Raw genomic sequence first — 26022 nt, 5'->3', positions numbered from 1 at the left:
CACGAATTCTTCATCTCCCCGAGGCCACCATGTCAGCCAAACATCCCATCGTTGCCATCACCGGCTCGTCCGGCGCGGGCACCACGTCCGTCACGCGGACCTTCGAGAACATCTTCCGCCGCGAGAGCGTCAAGGCGGCCATTGTGGAGGGCGACAGCTTCCACCGCTACGACCGCAATTCCATGAAGGTGGCCATGGCCGAGGCCGAGGCCGCCGGCAACCGCAACTTCAGCCACTTCGGCGAAGACGCGAACCTGTTCGCCGAGCTCGAGGCGCTGTTCCGCGACTACGGTGAAGCGGGCGTGGGCCAGAGCCGCAAGTACCTGCACGACGTGGTGGAGGCGGCGCCCTACAAGCAGGAGCCCGGCACCTTCACGCCGTGGGAAACGCTGCCCGACAGCGAGCTGCTTTTCTACGAGGGCCTGCATGGCGGCGTGACCACCGAGAAGGTCGACATCGCGCGCCACGTCGACCTCTTGATCGGCGTGGTGCCGGTGATCAACCTCGAGTGGATCCAGAAGCTGCACCGCGACAAGAACACGCGCGGCTATTCGACCGAGGCCGTGACCGACGTGATCCTGCGCCGCATGAACGAGTACGTGCACTACATCTGCCCGCAATTCACGCGCACCCACATCAACTTCCAGCGCGTGCCGGTGGTCGACACCTCCGACCCCTTCATTGCGCGCACCATTCCGAGCCCAGACGAGAGCCTGGTCGTGATTCGCTTCGCCAACCCGACGGGCTTCGACTTTCCGTACCTGCTGAGCATGCTGCACGACTCCTTCATGTCGCGTGCCAACACGCTGGTGGTGCCGGGCGGAAAGATGGAGCTCGCGATGCAGCTGATCTTCACGCCGATGATCCTGCGCCTCATGGAGCGGCGCAAGAAGTCCTACGCGATCTAGCGCGCCCACGCCGCGGCAGAACGAACACCTCACGCACAACGAACCAACCGGAACTTCGCATGACGATCGACAACCTCGCCTTGCGCACGCAGTGCGCCAACGCCATCCGCGCGCTGGCCATGGACGCGGTGCAAGCCGCCAACTCGGGCCACCCGGGCATGCCGATGGGCATGGCCGACATCGCCGAGGCGCTGTGGCGGCACCGCCTGCGGCACGACCCGGCCGATCCGCGCTGGATGAACCGCGACCGCTTCGTCGTGTCCAACGGCCATGGCTCGATGCTGCTGTATGCGCTGCTGCACCTGAGCGGCTATGCGCTGCCGATGGAGGAGCTGCGGCGCTTCCGCCAGCTGCATTCGCGCACGCCGGGCCACCCCGAGGTCGGCGTTACGCCCGGCGTGGAGACCACCACCGGGCCGCTGGGGCAGGGCATCAGCAATGCGGTGGGCATGGCGCTGGCCGAGAAGCTGCTGGCCGAGGAATTCAACCGCCCCGGCCACGAGGTGATCGACCACCGCACCTATGTGTTCCTGGGCGACGGCTGCCTGATGGAGGGCATCAGCCACGAGGCCTGTTCGCTCGCGGGTACCTGGCGCCTTCGCAAGCTGGTGGCGTTCTACGACGACAACGGCATCTCGATCGACGGCGAGGTCGGCGGCTGGTTCAGCGACGACACGCCGGGGCGCTTCGAAGCCTATGGCTGGACCGTGCTGCGCGACGTCGACGGCCATGACGCCGCGGCGCTCGACGCAGCCATCGAACGCGCCACGGCGTCGGACCGCCCGGTGCTGGTGTGCTGCAAGACGCGCATCGGCCAGGGCTCGCCGAACCGCGCCGGCACCGCCAAGGCACACGGCGAGGCATTGGGCGAGACCGAGATCGCGCTGACGCGGCAGGCGCTCGGCTGGAGCGCCGCGCCCTTCGAAGTGCCGGCGGATGTTGCAGAGGCCTGGTCGGCGCGCGAATCGGGCGCCGCGCTGCACAAGGCCTGGCAGGAGCGCTTCGCCGTCTATGCACAGGAACATCCGGCGCTTGCCCGCGAGCTGCTGCGGCGCCACCGCACCGATGCGCCGCTCACCGCGAAGGCCGAGGCGGCACTGGCTTCGGCCGCGTCGGGCGCGGAACAGCGCAAGGCCTCGGTTGCCACGCGCAAGGCCTCGCAGCAGGTGCTCGACGAGGTCGGCCCCGCGATGCCCGAGCTGATCGGCGGCTCGGCCGACCTCACGGGATCGAACCTCACCGACTGGAAGGGCCACCGCGCGCTCAAGGGCACCGGCACCGGCAACCACGTGCACTACGGTGTGCGCGAGTTCGGCATGGCGGCCATCATGAACGGGCTCGCGCTGCATGGCGGCTTCCGTCCCTTCGGCGGCACCTTCCTGACTTTTTCCGACTACGCGCGCAACGGCGTGCGCATGTCGGCGCTGATGAAGCTGCCGGTCATCTACGTCTTCACGCACGACTCCATCGGGCTCGGCGAGGACGGCCCGACGCACCAACCGGTGGAGCATGCCTCGAGCCTGCGGCTGATTCCCGATGTCGATGTCTGGCGCCCGGCCGATGCCACCGAGACGGCCGTGGCCTGGCGCCAGGCGCTGCGCCGCGTGGACGGGCCGAGCTGCCTGCTGCTGACGCGCCAGGCGCTGCCGCATGCCGGCGACGGCGATGAGCGCATCGAGTCGATCGCGCGCGGCGCCTATGTGCTGCGCCGCCCGGAGGCCGAGTGCGTGGCGCTGCTGGCAAGCGGCTCCGAAGTGGGCGTCGCCCTGGCCGCGGCGGCCCTGCTGGCGCAGGAGGGTATCGAGGCGCGCGTGGTGTCCGTGCCGTGCATGGACGTGTTCGAACGCCAGGACGCCGAGTGGCGCCACGCGGTCATTCCGCGCCACCTGCCGCGCGTGGCGGTGGAAGCCGGCAGCACGGGCCTGTGGTGGAAGTTCGTCGGCGAATACGGCGACGTCGTCGGGCTCGACCGCTTCGGCGAATCGGCGCCGGCCGGGGAGCTCTTCAAGCTGTTCGGCCTCACGGCCGAAGTGGTGGCCGAGCGCGCCCGCCGCCTGCTCGCGAACGCCGCGCTGGCCAACGTGAAAGAGGCCGCATGAGCTTCAACACGCTCGACCAGGTCGACCTGCGCGGACAGCGCGTGTTCATCCGCTGCGACCTCAACGTGCCGCTCGATGCCTCGGGGCGCATCAGCGACGACACGCGCATCCGCGCCAGCCTGGGCGGCATCCGCCATGCGCTGTCGCAAGGGGCGCGCGTGATGGTCGCCTCGCACCTGGGCCGCCCGAAGGAAGGCCGGCTTGCACCCGGCGAATCGCTGGCGCCGGTGGCGAAGCGGCTCGGCGAGCTGCTGGGCGCGCCGGTGGCGCTGGTGGCCGACTGGATCGACCGCCCCTTCGACGTGGCACCCGGCGAGGTGGCGCTGCTCGAGAACTGCCGCGCGAACGTCGGCGAGAAGGCCAATGCCGAAGCCCTGGCGCGGCGCATGGCGGCCCTGTGCGACGTGTACGTGAACGATGCCTTCGGCACCGCGCACCGCGCCGAGGCCACCACCGAGGCGCTGGCCCGGCTCGCGCCCATTGCCTGCGCCGGTCCTCTGATGGCGTCGGAACTCCATGCGCTCGGCCGTGCGCTAGCGAACCCCGCGCGGCCGCTGGCCGCGATCGTCGGCGGCGCCAAGGTGTCGACCAAGCTGTCGATCCTCGAATCGCTCGCGGCGCAGGTCGAGTGGCTGGTGGTGGGCGGCGGCATGGCCAACACCTTCCTGCTCGCGGCGGGCCATCCGATCGGCCGGTCGCTGTGCGAGCCCGAGATGGTGGACACGGCGCGCGCCGTGACCGCGGCGCTCGCGGCGCGGGGCGCACAGCTTTTCATGCCGACCGACGTGGTCACGGCCACCGAGTTCTCCCCAAACGCGACAGCGACCGTGAAGGCCGTGGCCGACGTGGCGCCGGGCGACATGATCCTGGACTTCGGCCCGGAGTCGGTGGCGCGGCTCGTCGCGATGCTCGGCCAGTGCAAGACCATCGTCTGGAACGGCCCGCTCGGCGTGTTCGAGATCGAACAGTTCTCGCACGGCACGCGCACGCTGGCCCACGCGATCGCGCGCATGGACGCGTTCTCGCTCGCGGGCGGCGGCGACACCGTGGCCGCCATCAACCAGTTCGAGGTGGAGGAGTGCATCGACTACGTCTCGACGGCGGGCGGCGCGTTCCTCGAATTCCTCGAAGGCAAGAGCCTGCCGGCCGTCAAAGCGCTCCAGGACCGGCGGCATTGACGCCCCATTACCGATCTTTCACATCCACAGGAGCTTCCCATGGCCATGATTTCGCTGCGCCAATTGCTGGACCACGCCGCCGAGCACCAGTACGGCGTGCCGGCGTTCAACGTCAACAACCTGGAGCAGATCCAGGCCATCATGCAGGCCGCGCGCAAGACCGACAGCCCCGTCATCCTGCAGGCCTCGGCCGGTGCGCGCAAGTACGCGGGCGAAGCCTTCCTGCGCAAGATGGTCGAGGCGGCCGCCGAGATGTACCCCGAGATCCCGATCGTGATGCACCAGGACCACGGCGCAAGCCCGTCGATGTGCATGCAGGCCATCCGCTCGGGCTTCACCAGCGTGATGATGGACGGCTCGCTGATGGAAGACGCCAAGACGCCCGCGAGCTATGACTACAACGTGGGCGTGACGAGCCGCGTGGTGGAGATGGCGCATGCGGTCGGCGTTTCGGTCGAGGGCGAGCTGGGCTGCCTCGGGTCGCTCGAGTCGGGCATGGCCGGCGAGGAAGACGGCAGCGGCGCCGAGGGCGTGCTGACGCACGACCAGCTGCTGACCGATCCGCAGCAGGCGGTCGACTTCGTGTCGCGCACCGGCGTGGATGCGCTGGCCATTGCCATCGGCACCTCGCACGGTGCCTACAAGTTCAGCCGCAAGCCGACCGGCGACATCCTTGCGATCGACCGCATCAAGGAGATCCATGCGCGCATTCCGAAGACGCACCTCGTGATGCACGGCTCCTCGTCGGTGCCGCAGGAATGGCTGGCGGTGATCCGCGACTTCGGCGGCGACATCAAGGAAACCTACGGCGTGCCGGTGGAGGAGATCCAGGAGGGCATCCGCCATGGTGTGCGCAAGGTCAATATCGACACCGACATCCGGCTCGCGATGACCGGCGCGATGCGCCGAGCGATGGGCCAGGACCGCAGCGAATTCGATCCGCGCAAGTTCCTGAAGGAGGCGACCGCGGCCGCACGCGACGTCTGCATCGACCGCTTCCAGGCCTTCGGCACGGCGGGCATGGCGTCGCGGATCAAGCCGGCGGCGCTGCAGTAGGCGCCGTGCGGCGCTGCTATTCGAGCAGCGCCCGGTGCACGCGGATTGCCTCGGCGGACACCGGGTTCAGCTCGCCCGGTCCGCCGGCATCCAGGTGCGCCAGCAGCTCGCGCCGCATGCGCGGTTCCCAGAAGCGCTTCAGGTGCAGCGCGAGGTCATGCAGGGCTTCGCTGCGGTCGGGCATGGCTTCGAAGAAGCTGCCCATCTGGTTCACCATGCGGATCAACTGGTCGACGTGCATTGCAAGAAACCTCAGGCGTTGGCGGGCAGGCCGTTGAGCCGCCACGGGTGGGTGTAGATGACCAGGTCGTCGCCGCGCACGAAGCCCGCCAGCGTGAGGCCAGCGTCCTCTGCAATGGCCGTGGCCAGCGAGGTCGAGGCCGAGACGGCGGCCAGCAGCGGCACGCCGGCGGCGACGGTCTTCTGCACCATCTCGAAACTCGCGCGGCTGGTCACCGCGATGAAGCCGGTGGATGCGTCCACGCTGCTTCTTGCGAGCGCGCCGACGAGCTTGTCGAGCGCGTTGTGGCGCCCGACGTCCTCGCGCACCAGCAGGGCTTCGCCCTCGGCGCTGCACCAGGCGGCCGCGTGCACGGCGCCGGTGACCTTCTGCAGCACCTGCATCGATGCCAGCTCCCGCATGCCGCGCGCCACGGCGCGGGTCGAGAGCGCCGGGCCCTCGGGCAGCGGCGGCAGCGCGCGCGTGACGTGCGCCAGGCTCTCCGTGCCGCACAGGCCGCAGCCCGTGCGCCCGGCCATCGTGCGGCGGCGCGCCTTCAGCCGCGCGAAGGCTGCGCTTGCCACGTCGAGCTTGAGGGTGATGCCCTCGGGCGCGTACGCTTCCTCGACGCCGTAGAGCTCGTTGCGCCCGAGCAGGATGCCCTCGCTGAGCGCGAAGCCCAGCGCGAAGTCGGCCAGGTCGGTGGGTGTTGCAAGCATCACGGCGTGTGCAATGCCGTTGAACTCCAGCGCGACCGGCACCTCCACGGCCACCCAGTCGCGGTTGTCGAAGGCCTGGAGCGCGCGCACGCCGCGCACGGGCAGCAGTTCCGCGCTGCCGGGGCGCAGTGGGACGTCGGACAGGTTCACTTGGCGGCCGCCGTTTCTTCGATGCGCCTGCTCAGCAGTTCTTCCTGCAGCGCGTTGAAACGGCTGTACTCCTGCTGCCATTCGGAGGGCTGCATCACGGGCATCACCTGCACCGCGGTCACCTTGAACTCAGGGCAGTTGGTGGCCCAGTCGGAGTTGTCGGTGGTGATCACGTTCGCGCCCGATTCCGGGAAGTGGAAGGTGGTGTAGACCACGCCCGGCTGCACGCGCTCGGTGATGGTGGCGCGCAGCACGGTTTCGCCGGCGCGGCTCCGGATGCCGACCCAGTCGCCCTCGGCGATGCCGCGGTCCTCGGCGTCGGCCGGATGGATTTCGAGCCGGTCCTCGCTGTGCCACTGGTTGTTGTCGGTGCGGCGGGTCTGGGCGCCCACGTTGTACTGCGAGAGGATGCGCCCGGTGGTCAGGATCAGCGGGTACATGCGCGTGACCTTCTCGTCGGTCGGCACGTACTGCGTGATGATGAACTTGCCCTTGCCGCGCACGAACTCGCCGATGTGCATGGTCGGCGTGCCTTCGGGCGCGGCCTCGTTGCAGGGCCACTGCACGCTGCCCAGCTTCGCGAGCTTGGCATAGCTCACGCCCGTGAAGGTGGGCGTGAGCGCGGCGATCTCGTCCATGATCTCTTCGGCGCTCGCGTAGTTCATGGGATAGCCCAGCGCGTTGGAGAGCAGCTGCGTCACCTCCCAGTCGGCATAGCCGGCCTTGGGCGGCATGACCTTGGTGACGCGCGAGATGCGGCGCTCGGCGTTGGTGAAGGTGCCGTCTTTTTCCAGGAACGACGCGCCCGGCAGGAACACGTGCGCGTACTTGGCGGTTTCGTTGAGGAACAGGTCCTGCACCACGATGCATTCCATGGCCATCATCGCCTCGGCCACGTGCTGGGTGTTGGGGTCCGACTGGACCACGTCCTCGCCTTCGCAGTACAGGCCCTTGAAGCTGCCGGTGATGGCGGCATCGAACATGTTGGGAATGCGCAGCCCCGGCTCGGCCCGCAGCGCCACGCCCCAGGCGTCTTCGAAGCTGCCGCGCGCGGTGCTGTCGGACACATGGCGGTAGCCCGGCAGCTCGTGCGGGAACGAGCCCATGTCGCAGGAACCCTGCACGTTGTTCTGCCCGCGCAGCGGATTCACGCCCACGCCTTCGCGGCCCACGTTGCCGGTGGCCATGGCCAGGTTGGCGATGCCCATCACCATGGTCGAGCCCTGGCTGTGCTCGGTCACGCCCAGGCCGTAGTAGATGGCGGCATTGCGCTTGCCGTCGTGGCCCTTGGCGAAGAGCCGCGCGGCGGCGCGCAGCTCGGCGGCCGGCACGCCGGTCACGGCCTCCATGGCCTCGGGCGAGTTGGCCGGGCGCGCGACGAATTCGCGCCACTCGTTGAACGACTTGGGATCGCAGCGCTCGGCCACGAAGGGTTCGTCGACCAGGCCTTCGGTCACGATCACGTGCGCCATGGCGCTGATCACCGCCACGTTGGTGCCGGGCTTGAGCTTGAGGTGATGGTCGGCCTTGACGTGCGGCGACTTCACGAGGTCGATGGTGCGCGGGTCGATCACGATCAGCCGGGCGCCGGCGCGCAGGCGCTTCTTCATGCGCGACGCGAACACCGGATGGCCGTCCGAAGGGTTGGCGCCGATCACCATGATCACGTCCGACTTCTCGACCGACTTGAAGGTCTGCGTGCCGGCCGATTCGCCCATGGTCTGCTTCAGTCCGTAGCCGGTGGGCGAATGGCACACGCGCGCGCAGGTGTCGACGTTGTTGTTGCCGAAGGCGGCGCGCACCAGCTTCTGCACCAGGTAGCCTTCTTCGTTGGTGCAGCGCGAGGACACCAGGCCGCCGATGGAATCGGTGCCGTACTTGGCCTGGATGCGGCGGAACTCGCTGGCGGCGTAGTTGACGGCCTCGTCCCAGCTCACCTCGCGCCACGGGTCGGTGATCTTGCTGCGGATCATGGGCTTGAGCACGCGGTCCTTGTGGGTGGCGTAGCCCCAGGCGAAGCGGCCCTTGACGCACGAGTGGCCTTCGTTGGCCTTGCCGTCCTTCCAAGGCACCATGCGGACCACTTCGTTGCCCTTCATCTCGGCCTTGAAGCCGCAGCCCACGCCGCAATAGGCGCAGGTGGTGATGGCGCTGTGTTCGGCCTGGCCCAGCCAGATCACCGATTTCTCCTGCAGCGTGGCGGTGGGACAGGCCTGCACGCAGGCGCCGCAGCTCACGCATTCGGATTCCATGAAGGGCTGGTCCTGGCCCGGCGACACGCGCGACTCGAAGCCGCGTCCGCTGATGGTGAGCGCGAAGGTGCCTTGGGTTTCCTCGCAGGCGCGCACGCAGCGGTTGCAGACGATGCACTTGGACGGGTCGTAGGTGAAGTAGGGGTTGGACTCGTCCTTGGCGCTCTTCAGGTGGTTGGCGCCGTCGTAGCCGTAGCGCACGTTGCGCAGGCCCGTGACGCCGGCCATGTCCTGCAGCTCGCAGTCGCCGTTGGCGGCGCAGGTGAGGCAGTCCAGCGGATGGTCGGAGATGTAGAGCTCCATCACGCCCTTGCGCAGTTCCTGCAGCCTGGGGCTTTGCGTGCGCACCTTCATGCCGGCTTCGGCCGGCGTGGTGCACGAGGCCGGATAGCCCTTGCGCCCGTCGATCTCCACCAGGCAGAGCCGGCACGAGCCGAAGGGCTCCAGGCTGTCGGTCGCGCACAGCTTGGGCACCTGCACGCCCGCGTCGACCGCGGCGCGCATCAGCGAGGTGCCCTTGGCCACCGTCACCGGCATGCCGTCGATCTCGAGCGTGACTTCCTCGGTGGACTCGCGGCGCGGCGTGCCGTGGTCGATGTCTTGCGATGGGTTCAGCATGGGATGTCTCCTGGGATGCTCATGGATTCAGGCTGCGGCGCGGTCGGGGGCTTCGATGCCGAAGTCCTCGGGGTAGTGGTTGATGGCCGACAGCACGGGGTAGGGCGTCATGCCGCCCATCGCGCAGAGCGAGCCGTGCAGCATGGTGTCGCACAGGTCGCGCAGCAGAATGACCTGCTGCGGGCGGTTCTGGTTGCTCGTGATCTTGTCGATCACTTCCACGCCGCGCGTGGAGCCGATGCGGCAGGGCGTGCATTTGCCGCAGGACTCGATCGCGCAGAACTCCATGGCGTAGCGGGCCAGCTGCGACATGTCGGCCGTGTCGTCGTGCACCACGATGCCGCCGTGCCCGACCACCGCGCCCACGGCCGCATAGGCCTCGTAGTCCAGCGGCAGGTCCCACTGCGATTCGGGCACGTAGGCGCCCAGCGGACCGCCCACCTGCACCGCCTTGATCGGCCGGCCGCTGGCGCTGCCGCCGCCGAAGTCGTAGAGCAGCTCGCGCAGGCTCAGGCCGAAGGCCTTCTCGACCAGGCCGCCATGCCTGATGTTGCCGGCCAGCTGGAACGGCAGCGTGCCGCGCGAGCGGCCCATGCCGTAGTTCTTGTAGAAGTCCGCGCCGCGCGCCAGGATGAGGGGCACCGACGCCAGCGTGATCACGTTGTTGATCACAGTCGGCTGGCCGAAGAGCCCCTGCAGCGCCGGCAGCGGCGGCTTGGCGCGCACGATGCCGCGGCGGCCTTCCAGGCTTTCGAGCAGCGCGGTTTCCTCGCCGCACACGTAGGCGCCCGCGGCCTTTCGCACGGTCAGGCGGAAGGCGTGGCCCGAGCCCAGGATGTCGTCGCCCAGGAAGCCCGCCTGCTCCGCATGGCGGATCGCCTCGTTCAGCGTGGCAATGGCATGCGGGTATTCCGAGCGAACGTAGATGTAGCCTTCGGTCGCGCCGGTTGCAACACCCGCGATGGCCATGCCTTCCACCAGCATCAGCGGATCGCCTTCCATCGTCATGCGGTCCGAGAAGGTGCCCGAGTCGCCTTCGTCGGCATTGCAGACGATGTATTTCTGCGGCGCCTCTGCGGCCAGCACGGTCTTCCATTTGATGCCGGCCGGGAATGCGGCGCCGCCGCGGCCGCGCAGTCCGGAGTCGAGCACCTGCTGCACGATTTCGGCCGGTGCGAGGCTGAGCGCGCGGCGCAGTCCCGCGAAGCCTTCGTGCGCCTCGTAGTCGGCCACGGACACCGGGTCGGTCACGCCCATGCGCGCGAAGGTCAGGCGCTCCTGCTTCTTCAGGTACGGAATCTCTTCGGTCAGGCCCAGGTTCAGCGCATGGGCGCCGCCCGAAAGAAAGCCGGCGTCGAACAGGCCCGCAACGTCGGCGCCCGTGACGGGGCCGTAGGCCACGCGGCCCTGCGGCGTGGCCACCTCGACCAGCGGCTCCAGCCAGAACAGGCCGCGCGAGCCGTTGCGCACGATGCGCACGTCGGCGTTGCGCGCACGGGCCTGTGCTTCGATCTGCCGCGCCACCCGGTCGGCGCCGACAGCCAGCGCCGCGGAGTCGCGCGGGACATAGATGATGGTGGTGGTCATGAGGCGCTCCGTGCTTCCCGGGCGATGTCGTCGAACAGCGCCGGCGTGATGCGCGCATGCACCTCGCCGTTCACCGCGATGGCGGGCGACGAGGCGCACAGGCCGAGGCAGAACACCGGCTCCAGCGAGCACTGGCCGTCGGCCGAGGTGCCGTGCACGCCGCAGCCCAGGCGTTGCTCGGCATGCGCGAGCAGCGCGTCCGCGCCCATCGCCTTGCAGGCCTCGGCGCGGCAGACCTGCACCAGCAGCCGGCCCGCCGGGGCCGAGCGGAAGTGGTGGTAGTAGCTCACCACGCCATGCACCTCGGCGCGCGACAGGTTGAACTGCTCGGCGATGAGCGGGACCGCGTCGGGCGGAACATGCCCCAGCGCGTCCTGGATGCCGTGCAGCGCAGGAAGCAGCCCGCCCGGCGTGTCCTTGTGCGCGGCGGCGATGGATGCCGCGATGCCCAGATTGTTCATATGCCTTGAATCTCCTAAAGTTGGAGCTGCAGTACTCGTGGTGGCGCGAGTCTATGGAGAGGTGTCGAATGCCACAATATGAAGCGTTCAGCCCAATAAATATGCTTTGGAAAGCCGAAACTCATGCATGAAGTGCACATCAGGCCGCAATGGACCATCCGCCAGACCGACGGCGCGGCCCTGGCGCCGCGGGTCATCGAGCTGCTGGTGCAGGTGCTGGAGCACGGCAGCCTTTCGAGCGCCTGCACCGCGTCCGGCGTGTCCTACCGCCATGCCTGGGAGCTGATCCGCCAGGGCGAGGCCATGTTCGGCCAGCCGCTGGTGGCCATGCAGCGCGGCAAGGGCTCCAGCCTCACGCCGCTCGGCGAAAAGCTGGTGTGGGCCGACCGCCGCATCACCGCGCGGCTGTCGCCGCTGCTGGATTCGCTGGCCTCCGAGCTGGGCGCGGAAATCGAGAAGCTGATTCCCACTGCGCCCACGCTGCTGCGCATCCACGCGAGCCACGGCTTCGCGATCGAGGCGCTGCACGGCTTCCTGGCCGCGGCGCAGGTGCCGGGCGACCTGCGCTACTGCGGCAGCGAGGAAGCCGTGGCCTCGCTGCACCACGGCAGCTGCGACGTCGCGGGCTTCCACGTGCCGCTGGGCGCGTTCGAGGCCGAGGCCGTCGCGCACTACGGGCCCTGGCTCAACGCCGATGCGCAGAAGGTCATCGGTATGGCGACGCGGCACCAGGGCCTGATGGTGGCGCCCGGCAACCCGAAGAAGATCTACACGCTGGCCGACCTGGCGCGTTCCGATGTCCGCTTCATCAACCGGCAGGCGGGTTCGGGCACGCGCTACCTGTTCGACCTGCAGCTGCGCGAGCAGGGCATCGCGCCCGAGGCCATCAAGGGCTACGAGCAATGCGAGTTCACGCATGCGGCCGTGGCGGCCTTCGTGGCCAGCGGCATGGCCGACGCGGGCTACGGCGTGGAAACGCCGGCGCGCCAGTTCAAGCTGGACTTCATCTCCAACCAGGTGGAGCGCTACTTCCTGCTGTGCGAGGAGCGCTCGCTCGCCGCACCCATCGTGCGGCGGATGCTGGACATCCTGCAGAGCGAGGCCTACCAGAGCGCCGTGGACCGGCTGCCGGGCTACCAGGCGGTGAACTGCGGCCGCGTGCTGTCGCTGCCCGAGGCTTTCGAGTCGCTTCGCCCCGCGCCCACCGGCAAGCGCCGCACGGCCACGCGGTCCTGACGGCAGAGTCGCTCTTTCGCTGTCAGCCAAAAGCACTCAGCAACTCGTTCGTCGCAACTTCGCGACAAATCAGGCTCAAAAGTAACCATCTGTATGGTTAAATCGCCCGAACTATCGCGAAAGAGGACGAGGGATCTCCATGAAGCTGCTGCTGAGCATCGTGTGCGCCGTTGTTGCGTTGGCAGGGTGCGTCAGCACGCCGCCCACACCGACGCAACCCGGCACCGGAACCGGGCTGTCGTACGTGCCCATGGTCGCCATGGAAGGCGTGGACCGGGCCCGCTACGACAGCGACGTGGCCGATTGCCGCACGGCGGCAATGCGGATCACCGCGCGCAGCGAGACCGGCGACGCCATGTGGCTCGCACTGGGCCTGGGCCTGATCACGGTGCACGGGCAGGGCATCGTGGCCGCGGCCTCGTACACCGGCATTTCGGCCGCGGTGATCGACATGTCTTACCGGCCCAGCGCGGAGTTGATTGCCGAGCACCAGCAGATCGCCGTGGTGCACTGCATGGCCAAGCGCGGCTATCGCAACCTCGACCCGAACGTACGCGACACCTTCTACGGCCATGCCTTCAATCCGGAAGTGGTGCTGGCGCCACGCCGGACCGGCGTCGACACCTACAACGCCGAAGTGCTTGCCAAGGCCGGGCAGTGCAGCATCCAGCCGCGCGCCGAGCTCACGGCCAAGGGCCCGGGCTACGAGTCATACAGCGTGCCCTGCTCGAACGGCACGGCCTGGGCCGTGCGCTGCGAATTCGGCAAGTGCCGCGTGCTGGGCCAGTCGGCCGTCCGGCGCTCCTCCTGACGGCGCGGGCGCCGCTCGTCACTTGATGAGCATGCCCTTGAGGGCGGGGTCGGCGGGCGGTGCCTTGAGCTTCATCTGCCGCAGGATCTTCATCAGGAGCCGCGCGATCATCAGGTTGCGGTGCCGCTTGTTGTTGGCCGGTATCACGTACCAGGGCGCGTGCTCGGTCGAGGTGGCACGCAGCGCCTTGTCATAGGCCTGCTGGTAGGCGCTCCACTTGGTGCGCACCTCGAGGTCGCCCACATTGAACTTCCACTGCTTGCCGGGCGTGTCGATGCGCGCCTGCAGGCGTTCGCGCTGCGTGTCCTTGTCGATGTGCAGCATGCACTTGACGATCACCGTGCCGGTCTCGACGAGCAGGCGCTCGAAATCGTTGATCTGCGCATAGCGCCGCTGGGTCTCGGCCTTGTCGATCCAGCCTTCGACCACGGGCACCAATACGTCTTCATAGTGGCTGCGGTTCCATACCGCGATCTCGCCGCTGCGCGGCACCACCGCATGGCAGCGCCAGAGATAGTCGTGCGCGCGCTCGTCGTCGCTGGGCGCCTTGAAGGCGGTGACGCGCACGCCCAGCGGCGAAGTGCGCGAGAAGACCCAGCGGACGGTGCCGTCCTTGCCGCTGGTGTCCATGCCCTGCAGCACCAGCAGGACCTTGCGGCGGCCCTCGGCGTGCAGCAGGTTCTGCATTTCGTCGAGCTCGATGGCCAGGGCGTCGATCTCGGCGAGCTGGTCGGCTTCGTTGCCGTCCAGGAACGGAGATTCGCCGGGGTCCACCTGCGAAAGTTTGAACTTGCTGTCGACGCGGTACTTCTTGAAGCTGGCCATGAATCCGGACTCCGTGCAAAAGCACGCAGCGTACGCGATCAGCGCCGGGTCAGCGTTCGCTCTCGTCCGGGTCGATGGAAGCGCTCCAGCGGCTGTCCCATTCGGCATGCCGCGCGGCGCCGTCGAGCTCGCGCCGGTCGCGCTTGGTGGGCCGGCCCTGCTCGATGGCCAGCGCCGGTTCGCTGCCCATGCGGCGCTGCTCGCGGATGGCCGCCTGCGCCGCAATGCTCTCGGGCGTTTCTTCGTAGAGCTGCTGCGCCACCGGCGCCGGTCCGCGCTGGCCGCTCAGGCCGCGCACCGTGACGGTTCGCGTCACGGCGCCCAGGCGGATGGCCACCGTGTCGCCGGGCTTGACCTCGCGCGAGGCCTTGGCGATGTCGCCGTTGACCTGCACCCGGTTCTTGCCGATTTCGTCCGCGGCCAGCGAGCGCGTCTTGAAGAAGCGGGCGGCCCAGAGCCATTTGTCGATGCGCAGGCGATCCATAGGTTCAGGCATTGTGGTGGAAGAGAGGCAGCCGCACGACAGCATCGAGGCCGATCACCTGTGCGGAATTTTCCTGCGCGCTGCGGTTGTCCAGGCTGATGCGCCCGCCGAGCGCGAGCACGATCTCGCGGCAGATGGCCAGGCCCAGCCCCGAGCCGCTGGCGGTGTCGCCGGCGGAAAACGGCGCGAACAGGCGCTGGCGCAGTTCGGCCGCAATGCCGGGCCCCTGGTCGCGCACCGTCAGCACGGCTTCCGGGCCGTCCGAGCGCACCATCACCGAAAGGGCGCCGCCGCGCGGGCTCTGCTTGATGGCGTTGTGCAGCAGGTTGCGCGTGAGCTCCTGCAGCATCCATTGGTGCGCGCGCACCGTCACGGGCCCGTCGATGGCCAGTTCGAAGTCCAGCGCCTTGTCGGCGATCAGCGGCGACAGGTCGAGCGCAATCTGGCGCACCACCTCGCCAAGCTCCAGCGGCATCGATTCCGGCCGCTGGCGCAGCTGCTCGACCTTGGCGAGCGACAGCATCTGGTTGGCCAGCGTGGTGGCGCGCTCCACGGTCTGGCTGATCTCGCCCAGCGCCTGCTCGGGCGGCACGTCGCCGCGCCGCGCCGATTGCACCTGCGCCTTGAGCACCGCGAGCGGCGTGCGCAGCTGATGGGCACTGTCGCGCACGAAGCGCTTCTGGTGGTCGAGCAGTCGCTGCAGCCGGCCCATGACCTCGGTGGTGGCATCGACCAGCGGGCGCAGTTCGCGCGGCGCGTCGGGCGCGTCGATCGGGGAAAGGTCGTCGGCCGCGCGCTTCTCGATGGCTTCGCCGAGCTCGCGCACCGGCCGCGTGGCGCGCTGCACCACCAGCACGGTCACCAGCGCGATCACGCCCATCAGCAGCAGCTGGCGCCACAGCATGTCGACCAGCAGCTTGCGCACCAGCGTTTCGCGCAGCTCCAGGGTTTCGGCCACCTGCACCACGGCCATGCCGCGGCCGCGGCCGCTGGCCACGGGCTGCAGCAACACCGCCATGCGCACCGGCTGCTCGCGAAAGCGCGCGTCGTAGAAGTCGACCAGTGCCGCATAGGCCCCGCGGTCGGGGATGCGGCCGCGCCAGAACGGCAGCTCGGCAAAGCCCGAGACCATCTCGCCGTCGAGCGCGGAGACGCGGTAGAAAAGGCGGCTGCGGTTGTCGGCCTCGAAGGCCTCGAGCGCCGAATAGGGCACGATGGCGCGCAGCCGCGCGTTCTCGTCGTAGCCTTCCACGTCGAGCTGCTCGCCGATGGTCTTGGCCGACGCGAGCAGCGTGCGGTCGTAGGCCGTGGTGGCCGCGGCCAGGCTCTGGCGGTACAGGCTCACGCTGTTGATCACGATGAACAGCGCCACCGGCGCGAGAATGCCCAGCAGCAGCCTCGCGCGCAGCGACAAGGCCCTCTTCATGGCTCGGCGCGCAGCAGGTAGCCCAGTCCGCGCAGCGTCATCAGCGCCGCGCCGGTGCCCGCGAGCTTCTTGCGCAGGCGATACACCACCACCTCGATGGCCTCGTACTGCACGTCGGTCTCACCCGGGAACACGAGTTCGAAGAGCCGCTCCTTGCTCACCGCGTGGCCGGGCTTCATCATCAGCGCCTTGAGCAGCGCCAGCTCGCGCGGCGTGAGCTCCAGGATGCCGGCGCGGTGGTAGATGGCGCCGCTTTCGGGGTCGAAGCGCAGCCCGCCCACCTCCTGCGGGTTCAGGACCGCGTCGGCACCGGCGTTCTGGTGGCGCCGGCGCAGTGCGCGGATGCGTGCTTCCAGCTCGTCGAGATCGAAGGGCTTGGGCAGGTAGTCGTCGGCGCCGGCGTTCAGGCCCATGATGCGGTCGCCGACCGTGCCGCGGGCCGTGAGCAGCAGCACCGGCGTGCGCAGCCCCGCGGCGCGCGCTTGGGCCAGCACCTGCAGGCCGTCGAGGTTGGGCAGGCTCAGGTCGAGCGCCACCACGTCGGGCTCCAGGGCGCGCCATTGCTCGACGGCCAGGGCGCCGTCGCCGCAGATGCGCACGTCGATCCTGCTGCGGGCGAGGGCGCGCTGCAGGGTGACCTGCATCGAGGGATCGTCTTCGACCAGCAGCAGCTTCATGGGGTGTGGTGGGGGAATGGTACTTCGGTGTTTTCCCCAGTCCGGTGGACAGCCAACTGACAGCAGGGCGGCGCATGATAGCGGCTCAGGTCCAAGTCAGGTTTTCTTTAGTTCTCAGGAGACAACGATGCGTCGCGACACCTTTTTGAAGTCATTGGCCGCGCTGGCCGCCGCCGGAGCCCTGCCGTTGTCGGCACGCGCCGCAGCCAACGTCAAGATGATGATTCCAGCCAACCCGGGCGGCGGCTGGGATACCACGGGCCGCGCGCTGGGCAAGGCAATGACCGAATCCAAGCAGGCCGACACGGTCACCTACGACAACAAGGGCGGCGCCGCCGGCGCGCTGGGCCTGGCCCAGTTCGTGAACGGCTCCAAGGGCGATCCGAACGCGCTCATGGTCATGGGCTCCGTCATGCTCGGCGGCATCATCACCGGCAAGCCGCCGGTCAACCTCTCGCAGGCCACGCCAATTGCGCGCCTGACCACCGAATACAACGTGTTCGTGCTGCCGGCCAATTCGCCCTTCAAGACCATGAAGGACGTGGTCGAGCAGCTCAAGAAGGACCCGGGCAGCGTCAAGTGGGGCGGCGGTTCGCGCGGTTCCACCGAGCACATTGCCGCGGCCATGATCGCGCAGAAGGTCGGCGCCGATCCGTCCAAGATCAACTACGTGGCCTTCCGCGGCGGCGGCGAAGCCACGGCCGCCATCCTGGGCGGCAACGTCACCGTCGGCGGCAGCGGCTACAGCGAGTTCGCCGAGTACATCGCCGCCGGCAAGATGAAGCCCATTGCGGTCACCTCGGCCCAGCGCCTGCCGGGCATCAACGTGCCCACGCTCAAGGAGCAGGGCATCGACGTGGAGATTGGCAACTGGCGCGGCGTGTATGGCGCCCCCGGCATCAGCGCCGAGCAGCGCAAGGCGCTGACCGACATGGTGCTGGCCGCGCTCAAGAGCCCGTCGTGGGCCGAATCGCTCAAGAAGAACGACTGGACGCCGGCCGTGCTGTCGGGCGACGCCTTTGCCAAGTTCGTCGACGACGACTTCGCGAGCCTGCGCGCGATCATGGCCAAGTCCGGGATGATTTGATTTCGCTCGCCCCCAGTCTTCGCGCACTTCGTGTCGCTACGCCAACCCCCTACCGGGGGCAACACCAGAGGCCCGGCGGAGCCGGTTCCTCGGTGTTCCTGGCAGGGGACGGGGGCTCTTTCGAGTAGTGGGGGCTTTCAGCGAGTCCCCGTTCCTTTCCCTGACTGCGGGAGCAAAAAATGACAACTCCAGAATCCTCGGTCTCGCCGCAAGCTGCGGCCACGTGGCCGCAAACATTGGTCGGGGCCGGCGTGCTGCTGACCGGCTTGGCGCTGGCTTTCGGCGCCATCGGCATTTCTTCCGAGGCCGGCTATGGCGGCGTCGGGCCCAACTTCCTGCCCTGGCTGGTGTCGGGCGTGCTCACGCTGTGCGGCGCCTGGATTCTCTGGGAAGCGCGCACCGGCGGCTTTCGCGAGCTCGACGCACCCTCGGGCGCGGAGCATGCCTACTGGCCGGGCTTCGTCTGGGTGTCGGCCGGCCTGCTGCTCAATGCGGCGCTGATCACCATGCTGGGCTTCATCCTGAGCTGCACGCTGTGCTACGTGCTGGCGGTGCAGGGCCTGCGCCGCGCGAGCGGCCATCCCTCGGCCAACCAGCCGCGCACCTGGGCCATCGACCTTGTGACCGGCGCGCTCATCTCGGCGCCCGTGTTCTGGATGTTCACCAAGTTCCTGGCCATCAACCTGCCGGGCCTCACGACCACCGGCTGGATCTGACATGGACATTTTCAACGCACTCATGATGGGTTTCGCCGCGGCGATCACCCCCGTCAATCTTCTCTGGTGCCTGGTGGGCTGCGCCCTGGGCACAGCCGTTGGCGTGCTGCCGGGCATCGGCCCGGCCGTGGCGGTGGCCATGCTGCTGCCGATCACCGGCAAGGTCGACATCACGGCCTCGATGATCTTCTTCTCGGGCATCTACTACGGCGCCATGTACGGCGGCTCGACCACGTCCATCCTGCTCAACACGCCCGGCGAAACCGCCAGCATGGTGACGGCGATGGAAGGCAACAAGATGGCCAAGAGCGGCAGGGCGGGCGCAGCGCTGGCCACCGCCGCCATCGGCTCCTTCGTGGCCGGCACCATCGCCACCGTGATCGTCACGCTGTTCGCGCCGTTCGTGGCCGAGTTCGCCGTGAAGCTCGGGCCGCCCGAGTACTTCCTGCTGATGCTGCTGGCCTTCACCACCGTGAGCGCGGTGCTCGGCAAGAGCACGCTGCGCGGCATGACGGCGCTGTTCATCGGCCTGGCGGCCGGCTGCGTCGGCCTCGACCAGATCTCGGGCCAGGGCCGCTACACCGGCGGCATTCCCGAACTGCTCGACGGCATCGAGATTGTGCTGGTGGCCGTGGGCCTGTTCGCGGTGGCCGAAGTGCTCTACGCCGTGCTCTACGAGGGCAAGGTGGTCGAGGCGCAGAACAAGCTGACCCGTGTGCACATGAGCAAGCGCGACTGGAAGCGCTCGATTCCGGCATGGCTGCGCGGCACCGCCATCGGCACGCCGTTCGGCTGCATTCCCGCGGGCGGCACCGAGATTCCGACCTTCCTGAGCTATGCGACGGAAAAGAAGCTGGCCAAGGATGCTGACGCCAAGGCCGAGTTCGGCACCACCGGCGCCATCGAAGGCGTGGCCGGCCCCGAAGCCGCCAACAACGCCACGGTGACCGCGGCGCTGATCCCGCTGCTCACGCTCGGCATTCCCACGTCGAACACCACCGCCATCTTGCTGGGCGCGTTCCAGAACTACGGCATTCAGCCGGGGCCGCAGCTGTTCACCACCTCGGCCGCGCTGGTGTGGGCGCTGATCGCCTCGCTCTACATCGGCAACGTGATGCTGCTGGTGCTGAACCTGCCGATGGTGGGCCTGTGGGTCAAGCTGCTGAAGATTCCCAAGCCGCAGCTCTACGCCGGCATCCTGATCTTTGCGACGGTGGGTGCCTACGGCATGCGCCAGAGCGCATTCGACCTGTTCCTGCTCTACGGCATCGGCCTGCTCGGCGTGGCGATGCGGCGCTTCGACTTTCCGACCGCTCCCGTGGTGGTGGGCATGATCCTCGGGCCGCTGGCCGAAGCGCAGCTGCGCAATGCGATGTCCATCGGGGAGGGCAGTGCCGTGGTGTTCTTCCAGCGGCCGATGTCGATCACGCTGGTGGTTGTCATTGTGGCTGTGCTGGTGTTGCCGCGGGTTGCGAAGCGGATGAGTGAGCGCAAGTTGGCCAGGCTGGCGGCCTGAGGGTGCTGTTTTTTCCCGGGGCCGGGTCTCGCCCCGGCGGGCGACTTACTTTCTTTTGCTTCGCCAAAAGAAAGTAAGCAAAGAAAAGGCGACCCCACTGTCTGCGACCCTTCGCTGCGCTACGGGCAACCTGCGGTGCTCGCGTTTCGCGGGGTCCGCAGAACTCGCTTCGCTCGGACAGCTGCGGCCCTGATCCGCGAAACGCTGCGCTCCTCGGCGCATACAGAGGGGCTTGGGAACCACACAGGCCTTTGCTTCGCTCGGCCACCAAGCCACCGCGGCGCTGCGCGCCGCGGTGGTTGGAATTGGCTGTTGGTATTGGCTGTTGGATATTGGGGCCGAGCGAAGCGAAGGCCGCCCGCTCCCACCCCTTCTGTATGCGCCGAGGAGCGCAGATGGAGGCGGGATCAGGGCCGCAGCTGTCCGAGCGAAGCGAGTTCTGCGGACCCCCGCCGGAATCGAGCACCGCAGGTTGCCCGCAGCGAAGCGGAGGGACGCAGACAGTAGGGTCGCCTTTTCTTTGCTTACTTTCTTTTGGCGAAGCAAAAGAAAGTGAGTCGCCCGCCGGGGCGAGACCCGGCCCCGGAACCCAAAAAACTCAACGCAACATAGAAGACATCGCCGAACAGCAGTTCAGCATCCGCACAGCCGCTTCCACCGTCTCGGCAGAAAACCGCAACGTGACACCGTCGACGCGCTCGAACGACGGCCATTGGCAGAACAGATCCGCCATCATCGGCGACTGCGTGCGCAGTGTGACCACCTGCGGACCCTTGAACACCAGCGGCCTCGCATTACCGCGTGCAGCCAGCGCCTCGGCCACACCCGCCCGGATGGCGGCGCGCGACTGCTCGGGTGACAGCGACACCCCGCTGTTGAACCCCGTGGCACGCTTGGTCTGCACGAAGGTCGCGTGCGGAAAAAGCGCCCGGTTCTCGGCGATGAACACGTCGTCCCCGCTGGCCATCACCACCGGCACGCCATATTCGCCGGCCAGTGCGCCGTAGAGCCCGGCCTCGCCCAGTTCCTGCTCGCCGAGCCGGATGCCGGCAAAGGCAAAGCCGTTGATGGTGTGGGCGAGGATGCCGCGGCCCTGCGCGCGCGAGTGGTAGCCCACCATGCAGACGGCGTCCACGCCTTCTTCCTCCACGCCGGCCACCATGCTCAGGTAACGCGGCTTGCCCTGCACCACGCGGGCGCGCGCATCGAGCACGTCGGGCGGCATGTTGCGAAAGCCGCCGTGCGAATCGTTGACCAGCACCTCGGTGGCGCCGGCCTCGAAGGCGCCGGCAACGGCCGCGCTGGCCTCGTGCGCCATCAGCAGGCGGGCGCGTTCGTACTCGGGGTTGCCGGGCCGCGCCTGCTCGTGGTGGTAGACGCCCGCAACGCCTTCGATGTCGGTGGAGATCAGGACTTTCATGGGAGGGAGTGCGGTTGCGCTAAAGAGAAGAAAGGGAAGAGGGCGGCAGCAGTTCCGACAGCGCTGCCCGGTGATTGCCATCGCGGCCTGTCACGGCCGTCGCGCGCCAGAGCGCGTGCAGGATCGCCTGCTCGGTGCTGTCGGCCGCGGCCTGGAAGAGGCCGTCGAGCAACCCGTCGTGCACCATGGCGATGGCCGGCATCGGGCGATCGACGCGGTCGGGCACGGTGTAGGCGGTCGAGAAGGCCAGCACGATGTCGCCGCTGCCATGGCCGAAGACCGAGCCGGTGCGTGCCAGCCCCGCGCCCGCACGCAGCGCGAGGCGGCGCAGCTGGCGCGCATCGAGCGGTGCATCGGTGGCGACGACGATGATGATCGAGCCCTTCTCGGGCTCCCTGGATTCGCGCGTGCCGTGCGCGGCCAGCCGCTCGCCGACCGGATGCCCGGCCAGCACCAGCTGCGGCTGGCGCCCGTAGTTCGCGAGCACCAGCGTGCCCACGGTGTGCAATTCGCCCCCTGGCGCCGAGACGCGCCGCGAGGCGCTGCCGATGCCGCCCTTGAGCTGGAAGCTCGACATGCCGCGCCCCGCGCCGACCGAGCCCTGCGCGAAGTCGGAGCCGGCGCTCTCGAGCGCGCGCAGGTAGTCGGCCTCGGTCACGGCCAGCCGCTGGATGTCGTTCAGAAAACCGTCGTTGCACTCGAAGACCAGTGGATTCACCGTCGGCAGCGACCGTCCGCTCTCGGGGTTGGCCGTTATGCAATGGCGGATCTGCGCCGTGGCCACCGTGCCGACCGAGAACGTGTTGGTCAGCGCAATCGGCGTCTCCAGCACGCCGAGCTCTGCGAGCTGCACCAGCCCCACGCTCTTGCCGAAGCCGTTGAGCACCACGGCGGCGGCCGGTACCTTGTCGCGGAACGGATCGCCCGCATGCGGACGGATCACCGTCACGCCGGTCTGCACGCCGCCGTCGTCGAGCGTGCGGTGGCCGACCGTGACGCCTTCGACGTCGGTGATCGCGTTGCGCGTGCCTTGCAGCAAGGTGCCGATGTAGGGCAGGGAGTTCGCTGGCATCGAATGAATGGGTTATTCGCGGTCGATCTTCGGATCGAGCGCGTCGCGCAGTGCATCGCCCAGCAGGTTGAACGCCAGCACGGTGAAGAAGATGGCCAGGCTCGGGAACAGCGCCACGTGCGGCGAGGTCACCATGTCGGCGCGGGCTTCGCTGAGCATCGCGCCCCATTCGGGCGTCGGCGGCTGCGCGCCCATGCCCAGGAACGAGAGGCTGGCGGCCGTGATGATCGAGGTGCCCACGCGCATCGAAAAATACACGACGATCGACGAGATGGTGCCCGGCAGGATGTGCCGCACGATGATGGTCCAGTCCGATGCGCCGATGCTGCGCTCGGCCTCGATGTAGGTCTGCTGCTTGAGCACCAGCGTGTTGCCGCGCACCAGGCGCGCGAAGGCCGGCACGCTGAACACCGACACCGCCACCACCACGTTCGTCATGCTGCTGCCGAGGATGGCAACCACGCCAAGCGCCAGAAGAATGCCGGGGAAGGCAAAGAGCACGTCGGAGATGCGCATCACGATGCGGTCCCACCAGCCTTCGTAGTAGCCCGCGAGCAGGCCGAAGGCCGTGCCGACGAAGCCGCCCACCAGCACCGAGAGAAAGCCCGCCATCAGCGAGATGCGCGCACCCATCAGGATGCGGCTGAAGATGTCGCGGCCCAGCGGATCGACGCCGAACCAGTGCGTGGCCGAAGGCCCCGTGTTCAGCATGTCGTAGTCGAAGAAGTTCTCCGGGTCGAAGGGCACGATCCACGGCGCGAACACCGCGACGAACACCAGCAGCAGCACGAACAGCGCCGCGACGATGCCCACGGGCTGCTTCTTGAAGCGGCGCCAGCATTCGCCCCAGGGCGTGCGGACCTTGCCCGCGGTTTGAACCGCCACGATGGGCGGCGCGATCGATTCGGCAGTCGTGCCGGTAGCTTGCGTCATGTCGGCTGCCTCACTTGTAGCGGATGGTCGGGTTGATGTAGCCGTACAGCACGTCCACCACGAGGTTGATCAGGATGAATTCGAGCGAGAACAGCAGCACCAGCGTCTGGATCACGGGGTAGTCGCGCATCTGCACGGCGTCGACCAGCAGGCGCCCGAGGCCCGGCCAGTTGAAGACCGCCTCGACCAGGATCGAGCCGCCCAGCAGGAAGCCGAACTGCAGCCCCATCATCGTGACCACCGGGATCAGCGCATTGCGCAGGCAGTGCTTGATGATGACGGTGCGCTCGCGCACGCCCTTGGCACGCGCGGTGCGAACGAAATCTTCCTGGATCACTTCGACGAACGAAGCGCGCGTGAAGCGCGCCATCACGGCAGCCACCGCGGCACCCAGCGTGATCGAGGGCAGGATGTAGTGCTTCCAGCTGCTCGCGCCCACCGTGGGCAGCCAGCCGAGCTGGACCGAGAAGATCTGCATCAGCAGCATGCCGAGGGCAAATGCCGGAAAGGAGATGCCCGACACGGCCAGCGTCATGCCGAGCCGGTCGGGCCATTGGTTGCGGAACACGGCAGAAACAATGCCGATGCCCATGCCGAAGATCACGGCCCACACCATGCTGGTGATGGTCAGCATCACCGTGGGGAAGAAGCGCTCGCCGATCTCCATCGACACCGGCCGCCGCGTGCGGATCGAGGTGCCGAAGTCGCCCTGCAGCATATGGGAGAAGAAGCTCACGAACTGCTGGGGCAGCGGCTTGTCGAGGCCCAGCTCCTGTCGCACCACGGCGATCGTCTGCTCGTCAGCGTCCTGGCCGGCGGCAAGGCGCGCCGGATCACCGGGCAGCATGTGGACGAACAGGAACACCAACACTGCCACGATGAGCAGAGTCGGGACCAGGCCCAACAGTCGTTTGAGGAAGTAATTCAGCATGGGGTGCGGTTGTCGCGAGCGGGCGATGGCGCAGTGCCACCGCCCACCGGACAGTCAGTCAGGAAACGAAGAGGCGGCGATCAGTTCGACACTGCAATTGCGTCGATGTTGATGTTGCCGTCAGGCATCACGAACACGCCCGAGAGCCGCTTGGCATGCGACGACAGGTTTTGCTCCGTGACCAGCGGAATGCGTGGCAAGTCCTTCTGGAGCTGTTCCTGAGCGGCCTTGTAGAGCGCGGCCTTTTCCTTGTCGTCCACTGTGACGAGCGCCTTGGCGATATTGCCGTCGACCAAGTCGTTTTTGTAGTACGCGTAGTTGGCAAGCTTCGGCGGCCAGGCTTCCGAGGCGAACAGCGGGCGCAGCGCCCAGTCGGCTTCGCCGGTAGAAGACGACCAGCCAACGTAGTACAGGCGCACCTTGGCGGTTGCCGGATCGGCCCAAGTTTCGACCCATTCGGCGCGTTGGCCTACCTCGAGTGCCTGTACCTGCAGCTTGATACCCACTTGCGCGAGCTGTTGCTGCAGGAACTGGATCACCTTCTGCGAGGTCGTGTTGTTGTAGTGGCTCCAGAGGACCGACTCGAAGCCATTCGGATAGCCGGCTTCTGCGAGCAGTTGCTTCGCCTTCTTGACGTCGTAGCCGATCGGCGCCATCTTTTCGGCGAACTTGACACCCTGCGGCACGAAGCCCTGCGCCGGAAATGCGAAGCCGCTGAAGGCGACTTTGGCGAGCGCCTCCTTGTTGATGGCATAGCCAATGGCTTCGCGCACCTTCGGGTTGTCATAAGGCTTTTGCATCACGTTGAATGTGAGGAAGCGCGTGATGATCGACGGCGTGGCCACCACTTCGAGCTTCTCGCTCTTCTTCAGCAGGTCGGCCTGCTCATAGGGAATGGGATAGGCGAAGTCGGCTTCGCCGGTCTGCAGCATCGCGGCGCGCGTGTTGTTCTCGAGCACCGGCTTCCATGAGACCGTGTCGATCTTCGGATAGCCCTTCTTCCAGTAGCCGTCGAACTTCTTCGCCTTGACGGCTTCGGTCTGCTTCCACTCGACGAATTCGAAGGGGCCGGTGCCCACGGGGTGGAAAGCGATGTCCTTGTTGCCCCATTTCTTGAGCGCGGTGGGCGAGATCATCGCGGCCGAGGCATGGGCCAGCGAGTTGATGAAAGGGCCGAAGGGCTCCTTCAGCGTGATGCGCACGGTCGTCGGGTTGAGCGCCTCGACTTTGCCCACGCGGTTGAACTGGTTGTAGCGCAGCAGCTTGTTGTCCTGGTTGAGCACGCGGTCGAGCACGAACTTCACGGCCTCTGCGTTGAAGTCAGTGCCGTCGTGGAACTTGACGCCGGTGCGCAGCTTGATGGTGTAGACCAGGCCGTCCTTCGACACGTCGTAGCTCTCGGCCAGCACGTTCTGCACCTTCAGGTCCTTGTCGAACTGGAACAGGCCTTCATAGAAGGTCTTGGTCACAGCCGTGGTGATGGTGGTGTTGGTGTTGTACGGGTCCAGCGTTTCGGGCTGGTAGCCGATCGACAGCACCACGTCTTTCGCGGCCAGCGCCGTGCCCGATGCAGCCAGTGCGGCCAGGCCCAGCAGTGCCGATGCCCATCGCAGGGAGGAAGAAGATTGCTTCATGGAAAG

Annotated in this window: 23 protein-coding genes; 9 read left to right on the top strand and 14 right to left on the bottom strand. The window is 67.8% G+C overall.

The genetic code is table 11. From position 1 onward, the window contains the following. The first annotated feature begins 29 nt into the window (after positions 1 to 29). From AC1DSC_RS08710 to fba, 4 genes are read left to right on the top strand one after another with little or no spacing between them, the layout of a single operon-like run. Positions 30 to 908 carry a phosphoribulokinase gene (locus tag AC1DSC_RS08710; protein ID WP_436287782.1) on the top strand — a complete coding sequence of 293 codons (879 nt, stop codon included), beginning with the start codon at positions 30 to 32 and terminating at the stop codon, positions 906 to 908. Between the two features lie 59 nt (positions 909 to 967). Continuing rightward, positions 968 to 3007: a transketolase gene (tkt, locus tag AC1DSC_RS08705; protein ID WP_436287781.1), complete on the top strand. Its 2040-nt coding sequence runs from the start codon at positions 968 to 970 to the stop codon at positions 3005 to 3007. Beyond that, the gene (locus tag AC1DSC_RS08700; RefSeq protein ID WP_436287780.1) at positions 3004 to 4185 is read left to right on the top strand and encodes a phosphoglycerate kinase; all 1182 of its coding nucleotides are present in this window, start codon (positions 3004 to 3006) and stop codon (positions 4183 to 4185) included. Before tkt ends, AC1DSC_RS08700 begins: the two co-directional genes overlap by 4 nt. Before the next feature lie 39 nt (positions 4186 to 4224). Further along, entirely contained in the window at positions 4225 to 5241 is a 1017-nt protein-coding gene (gene fba / locus AC1DSC_RS08695) for a class II fructose-bisphosphate aldolase (RefSeq protein ID WP_018904556.1), read from the top strand. 16 nt (positions 5242 to 5257) lie between these two features. On the opposite strand, the gene AC1DSC_RS08690 is transcribed toward fba, so the two are convergent. Genes AC1DSC_RS08690 through AC1DSC_RS08670 form a run of 5 tightly spaced genes read right to left on the bottom strand, consistent with a single transcriptional unit; the run spans position 5258 to position 11248 of the window. Next, the gene (locus AC1DSC_RS08690) at positions 5258 to 5482 is read right to left on the bottom strand and encodes a formate dehydrogenase subunit delta (protein WP_012748121.1); all 225 of its coding nucleotides are present in this window, start codon (positions 5480 to 5482) and stop codon (positions 5258 to 5260) included. An 11-nt stretch (positions 5483 to 5493) separates the two neighbouring features. Continuing rightward, entirely contained in the window at positions 5494 to 6330 is an 837-nt protein-coding gene (gene fdhD, locus AC1DSC_RS08685; protein ID WP_436287779.1) for a formate dehydrogenase accessory sulfurtransferase FdhD, read from the bottom strand. Continuing rightward, positions 6327 to 9200, bottom strand: a complete 2874-nt coding sequence (fdhF, locus tag AC1DSC_RS08680) for a formate dehydrogenase subunit alpha (protein WP_436287778.1) — start codon at positions 9198 to 9200, stop codon at positions 6327 to 6329. The genes fdhD and fdhF overlap by 4 nt, the downstream gene beginning before the upstream one ends. A gap of 27 nt (positions 9201 to 9227) precedes the next feature. After that, on the bottom strand, positions 9228 to 10787 hold the full coding sequence (locus tag AC1DSC_RS08675) for a formate dehydrogenase beta subunit (RefSeq protein WP_436287777.1): 1560 nt from the start codon (positions 10785 to 10787) through the stop codon (positions 9228 to 9230). Further along, on the bottom strand, positions 10784 to 11248 hold the full coding sequence (locus AC1DSC_RS08670) for a formate dehydrogenase subunit gamma (RefSeq protein WP_307592631.1): 465 nt from the start codon (positions 11246 to 11248) through the stop codon (positions 10784 to 10786). The genes AC1DSC_RS08675 and AC1DSC_RS08670 overlap by 4 nt, the downstream gene beginning before the upstream one ends. Before the next feature lie 123 nt (positions 11249 to 11371). Here AC1DSC_RS08670 and AC1DSC_RS08665 point away from each other — a divergent pair, with 123 nt between their 5' ends. After that, positions 11372 to 12484 carry a substrate-binding domain-containing protein gene (locus AC1DSC_RS08665; protein ID WP_436287776.1) on the top strand — a complete coding sequence of 371 codons (1113 nt, stop codon included), beginning with the start codon at positions 11372 to 11374 and terminating at the stop codon, positions 12482 to 12484. Between the two features lie 139 nt (positions 12485 to 12623). Further along, positions 12624 to 13295 (top strand): hypothetical protein, encoded by a 672-nt coding sequence (locus AC1DSC_RS08660; protein WP_018904551.1) that lies wholly within the window; start codon positions 12624 to 12626, stop codon positions 13293 to 13295. A gap of 18 nt (positions 13296 to 13313) precedes the next feature. Here AC1DSC_RS08660 and AC1DSC_RS08655 read toward each other — a convergent pair whose 3' ends face one another. Genes AC1DSC_RS08655 through AC1DSC_RS08640 form a run of 4 tightly spaced genes read right to left on the bottom strand, consistent with a single transcriptional unit; the run spans position 13314 to position 16707 of the window. Beyond that, positions 13314 to 14120 carry a PPK2 family polyphosphate kinase gene (locus AC1DSC_RS08655; protein WP_012748114.1) on the bottom strand — a complete coding sequence of 269 codons (807 nt, stop codon included), beginning with the start codon at positions 14118 to 14120 and terminating at the stop codon, positions 13314 to 13316. Between the two features lie 49 nt (positions 14121 to 14169). Further along, on the bottom strand, positions 14170 to 14604 hold the full coding sequence (locus AC1DSC_RS08650) for an RNA-binding S4 domain-containing protein (RefSeq protein ID WP_278876355.1): 435 nt from the start codon (positions 14602 to 14604) through the stop codon (positions 14170 to 14172). A gap of 4 nt (positions 14605 to 14608) precedes the next feature. After that, positions 14609 to 16030: a sensor histidine kinase gene (locus tag AC1DSC_RS08645; protein ID WP_436287775.1), complete on the bottom strand. Its 1422-nt coding sequence runs from the start codon at positions 16028 to 16030 to the stop codon at positions 14609 to 14611. Then, entirely contained in the window at positions 16027 to 16707 is a 681-nt protein-coding gene (locus tag AC1DSC_RS08640; protein ID WP_012748112.1) for a response regulator transcription factor, read from the bottom strand. Before AC1DSC_RS08640 ends, AC1DSC_RS08645 begins: the two co-directional genes overlap by 4 nt. Before the next feature lie 127 nt (positions 16708 to 16834). Here AC1DSC_RS08640 and AC1DSC_RS08635 point away from each other — a divergent pair, with 127 nt between their 5' ends. The 3 genes from AC1DSC_RS08635 (at position 16835) to AC1DSC_RS08625 (ending at position 20026) form a co-directional block, all read left to right on the top strand. Beyond that, positions 16835 to 17794 (top strand): Bug family tripartite tricarboxylate transporter substrate binding protein, encoded by a 960-nt coding sequence (locus AC1DSC_RS08635; RefSeq protein WP_012748111.1) that lies wholly within the window; start codon positions 16835 to 16837, stop codon positions 17792 to 17794. A gap of 179 nt (positions 17795 to 17973) precedes the next feature. Beyond that, positions 17974 to 18510, top strand: coding sequence for a tripartite tricarboxylate transporter TctB family protein (locus AC1DSC_RS08630; RefSeq protein WP_012748110.1), 537 nt, complete (start codon positions 17974 to 17976; stop codon positions 18508 to 18510). A 1-nt stretch (position 18511) separates the two neighbouring features. Next, positions 18512 to 20026 (top strand): tripartite tricarboxylate transporter permease, encoded by a 1515-nt coding sequence (locus AC1DSC_RS08625; RefSeq protein WP_012748109.1) that lies wholly within the window; start codon positions 18512 to 18514, stop codon positions 20024 to 20026. A 598-nt stretch (positions 20027 to 20624) separates the two neighbouring features. Here the strand turns inward: AC1DSC_RS08625 and AC1DSC_RS08620 are convergent. The 5 genes from AC1DSC_RS08620 to gsiB all read right to left on the bottom strand — a co-directional run bounded on the left by AC1DSC_RS08620 (position 20625) and on the right by gsiB (position 26016). Beyond that, positions 20625 to 21446: a M55 family metallopeptidase gene (locus AC1DSC_RS08620; RefSeq protein ID WP_436287774.1), complete on the bottom strand. Its 822-nt coding sequence runs from the start codon at positions 21444 to 21446 to the stop codon at positions 20625 to 20627. A 19-nt stretch (positions 21447 to 21465) separates the two neighbouring features. Continuing rightward, a complete protein-coding gene (locus AC1DSC_RS08615) occupies positions 21466 to 22518 on the bottom strand; it encodes a P1 family peptidase (protein WP_436287773.1) in 1053 nt (350 codons plus the stop codon). Positions 22519 to 22530: 12 nt separating this feature from the next. Beyond that, positions 22531 to 23451, bottom strand: a complete 921-nt coding sequence (gene gsiD / locus AC1DSC_RS08610; RefSeq protein ID WP_436287772.1) for a glutathione ABC transporter permease GsiD — start codon at positions 23449 to 23451, stop codon at positions 22531 to 22533. Between the two features lie 10 nt (positions 23452 to 23461). Next, positions 23462 to 24382: a glutathione ABC transporter permease GsiC gene (gene gsiC / locus AC1DSC_RS08605; RefSeq protein WP_278876341.1), complete on the bottom strand. Its 921-nt coding sequence runs from the start codon at positions 24380 to 24382 to the stop codon at positions 23462 to 23464. 80 nt (positions 24383 to 24462) lie between these two features. After that, the gene (gsiB, locus tag AC1DSC_RS08600; RefSeq protein WP_436287771.1) at positions 24463 to 26016 is read right to left on the bottom strand and encodes a glutathione ABC transporter substrate-binding protein GsiB; all 1554 of its coding nucleotides are present in this window, start codon (positions 26014 to 26016) and stop codon (positions 24463 to 24465) included. Positions 26017 to 26022 lie beyond the last annotated feature (6 nt).

This window comes from Variovorax sp. 01N425, assembly GCF_056399465.1.
The sequence above is the reverse complement of the archived record's forward strand: the minus strand, read 5'-3'. Positions and strand labels throughout refer to the sequence as shown.

Coding starts and splice junctions, on each gene's coding strand:
- AC1DSC_RS08630 (WP_012748110.1), top strand. CDS start 17,974: ATGACAACTCCAGAATCCTCGGTCTCGCCGCAAGCTGCGGCCACGTGG.
- AC1DSC_RS08635 (WP_012748111.1), top strand. CDS start 16,835: ATGCGTCGCGACACCTTTTTGAAGTCATTGGCCGCGCTGGCCGCCGCC.
- AC1DSC_RS08650 (WP_278876355.1), bottom strand. CDS start 14,604: ATGGATCGCCTGCGCATCGACAAATGGCTCTGGGCCGCCCGCTTCTTC.
- AC1DSC_RS08625 (WP_012748109.1), top strand. CDS start 18,512: ATGGACATTTTCAACGCACTCATGATGGGTTTCGCCGCGGCGATCACC.
- gsiC (WP_278876341.1), bottom strand. CDS start 24,382: ATGCTGAATTACTTCCTCAAACGACTGTTGGGCCTGGTCCCGACTCTG.
- AC1DSC_RS08640 (WP_012748112.1), bottom strand. CDS start 16,707: ATGAAGCTGCTGCTGGTCGAAGACGATCCCTCGATGCAGGTCACCCTG.
- gsiD (WP_436287772.1), bottom strand. CDS start 23,451: ATGACGCAAGCTACCGGCACGACTGCCGAATCGATCGCGCCGCCCATC.
- AC1DSC_RS08670 (WP_307592631.1), bottom strand. CDS start 11,248: ATGAACAATCTGGGCATCGCGGCATCCATCGCCGCCGCGCACAAGGAC.
- AC1DSC_RS08700 (WP_436287780.1), top strand. CDS start 3,004: ATGAGCTTCAACACGCTCGACCAGGTCGACCTGCGCGGACAGCGCGTG.
- AC1DSC_RS08615 (WP_436287773.1), bottom strand. CDS start 22,518: ATGCCAGCGAACTCCCTGCCCTACATCGGCACCTTGCTGCAAGGCACG.
- AC1DSC_RS08675 (WP_436287777.1), bottom strand. CDS start 10,787: ATGACCACCACCATCATCTATGTCCCGCGCGACTCCGCGGCGCTGGCT.
- AC1DSC_RS08710 (WP_436287782.1), top strand. CDS start 30: ATGTCAGCCAAACATCCCATCGTTGCCATCACCGGCTCGTCCGGCGCG.
- AC1DSC_RS08620 (WP_436287774.1), bottom strand. CDS start 21,446: ATGAAAGTCCTGATCTCCACCGACATCGAAGGCGTTGCGGGCGTCTAC.
- AC1DSC_RS08665 (WP_436287776.1), top strand. CDS start 11,372: ATGCATGAAGTGCACATCAGGCCGCAATGGACCATCCGCCAGACCGAC.
- AC1DSC_RS08660 (WP_018904551.1), top strand. CDS start 12,624: ATGAAGCTGCTGCTGAGCATCGTGTGCGCCGTTGTTGCGTTGGCAGGG.
- gsiB (WP_436287771.1), bottom strand. CDS start 26,016: ATGAAGCAATCTTCTTCCTCCCTGCGATGGGCATCGGCACTGCTGGGC.
- fdhF (WP_436287778.1), bottom strand. CDS start 9,200: ATGCTGAACCCATCGCAAGACATCGACCACGGCACGCCGCGCCGCGAG.
- tkt (WP_436287781.1), top strand. CDS start 968: ATGACGATCGACAACCTCGCCTTGCGCACGCAGTGCGCCAACGCCATC.
- AC1DSC_RS08690 (WP_012748121.1), bottom strand. CDS start 5,482: ATGCACGTCGACCAGTTGATCCGCATGGTGAACCAGATGGGCAGCTTC.
- AC1DSC_RS08655 (WP_012748114.1), bottom strand. CDS start 14,120: ATGGCCAGCTTCAAGAAGTACCGCGTCGACAGCAAGTTCAAACTTTCG.
- fba (WP_018904556.1), top strand. CDS start 4,225: ATGGCCATGATTTCGCTGCGCCAATTGCTGGACCACGCCGCCGAGCAC.
- AC1DSC_RS08645 (WP_436287775.1), bottom strand. CDS start 16,030: ATGAAGAGGGCCTTGTCGCTGCGCGCGAGGCTGCTGCTGGGCATTCTC.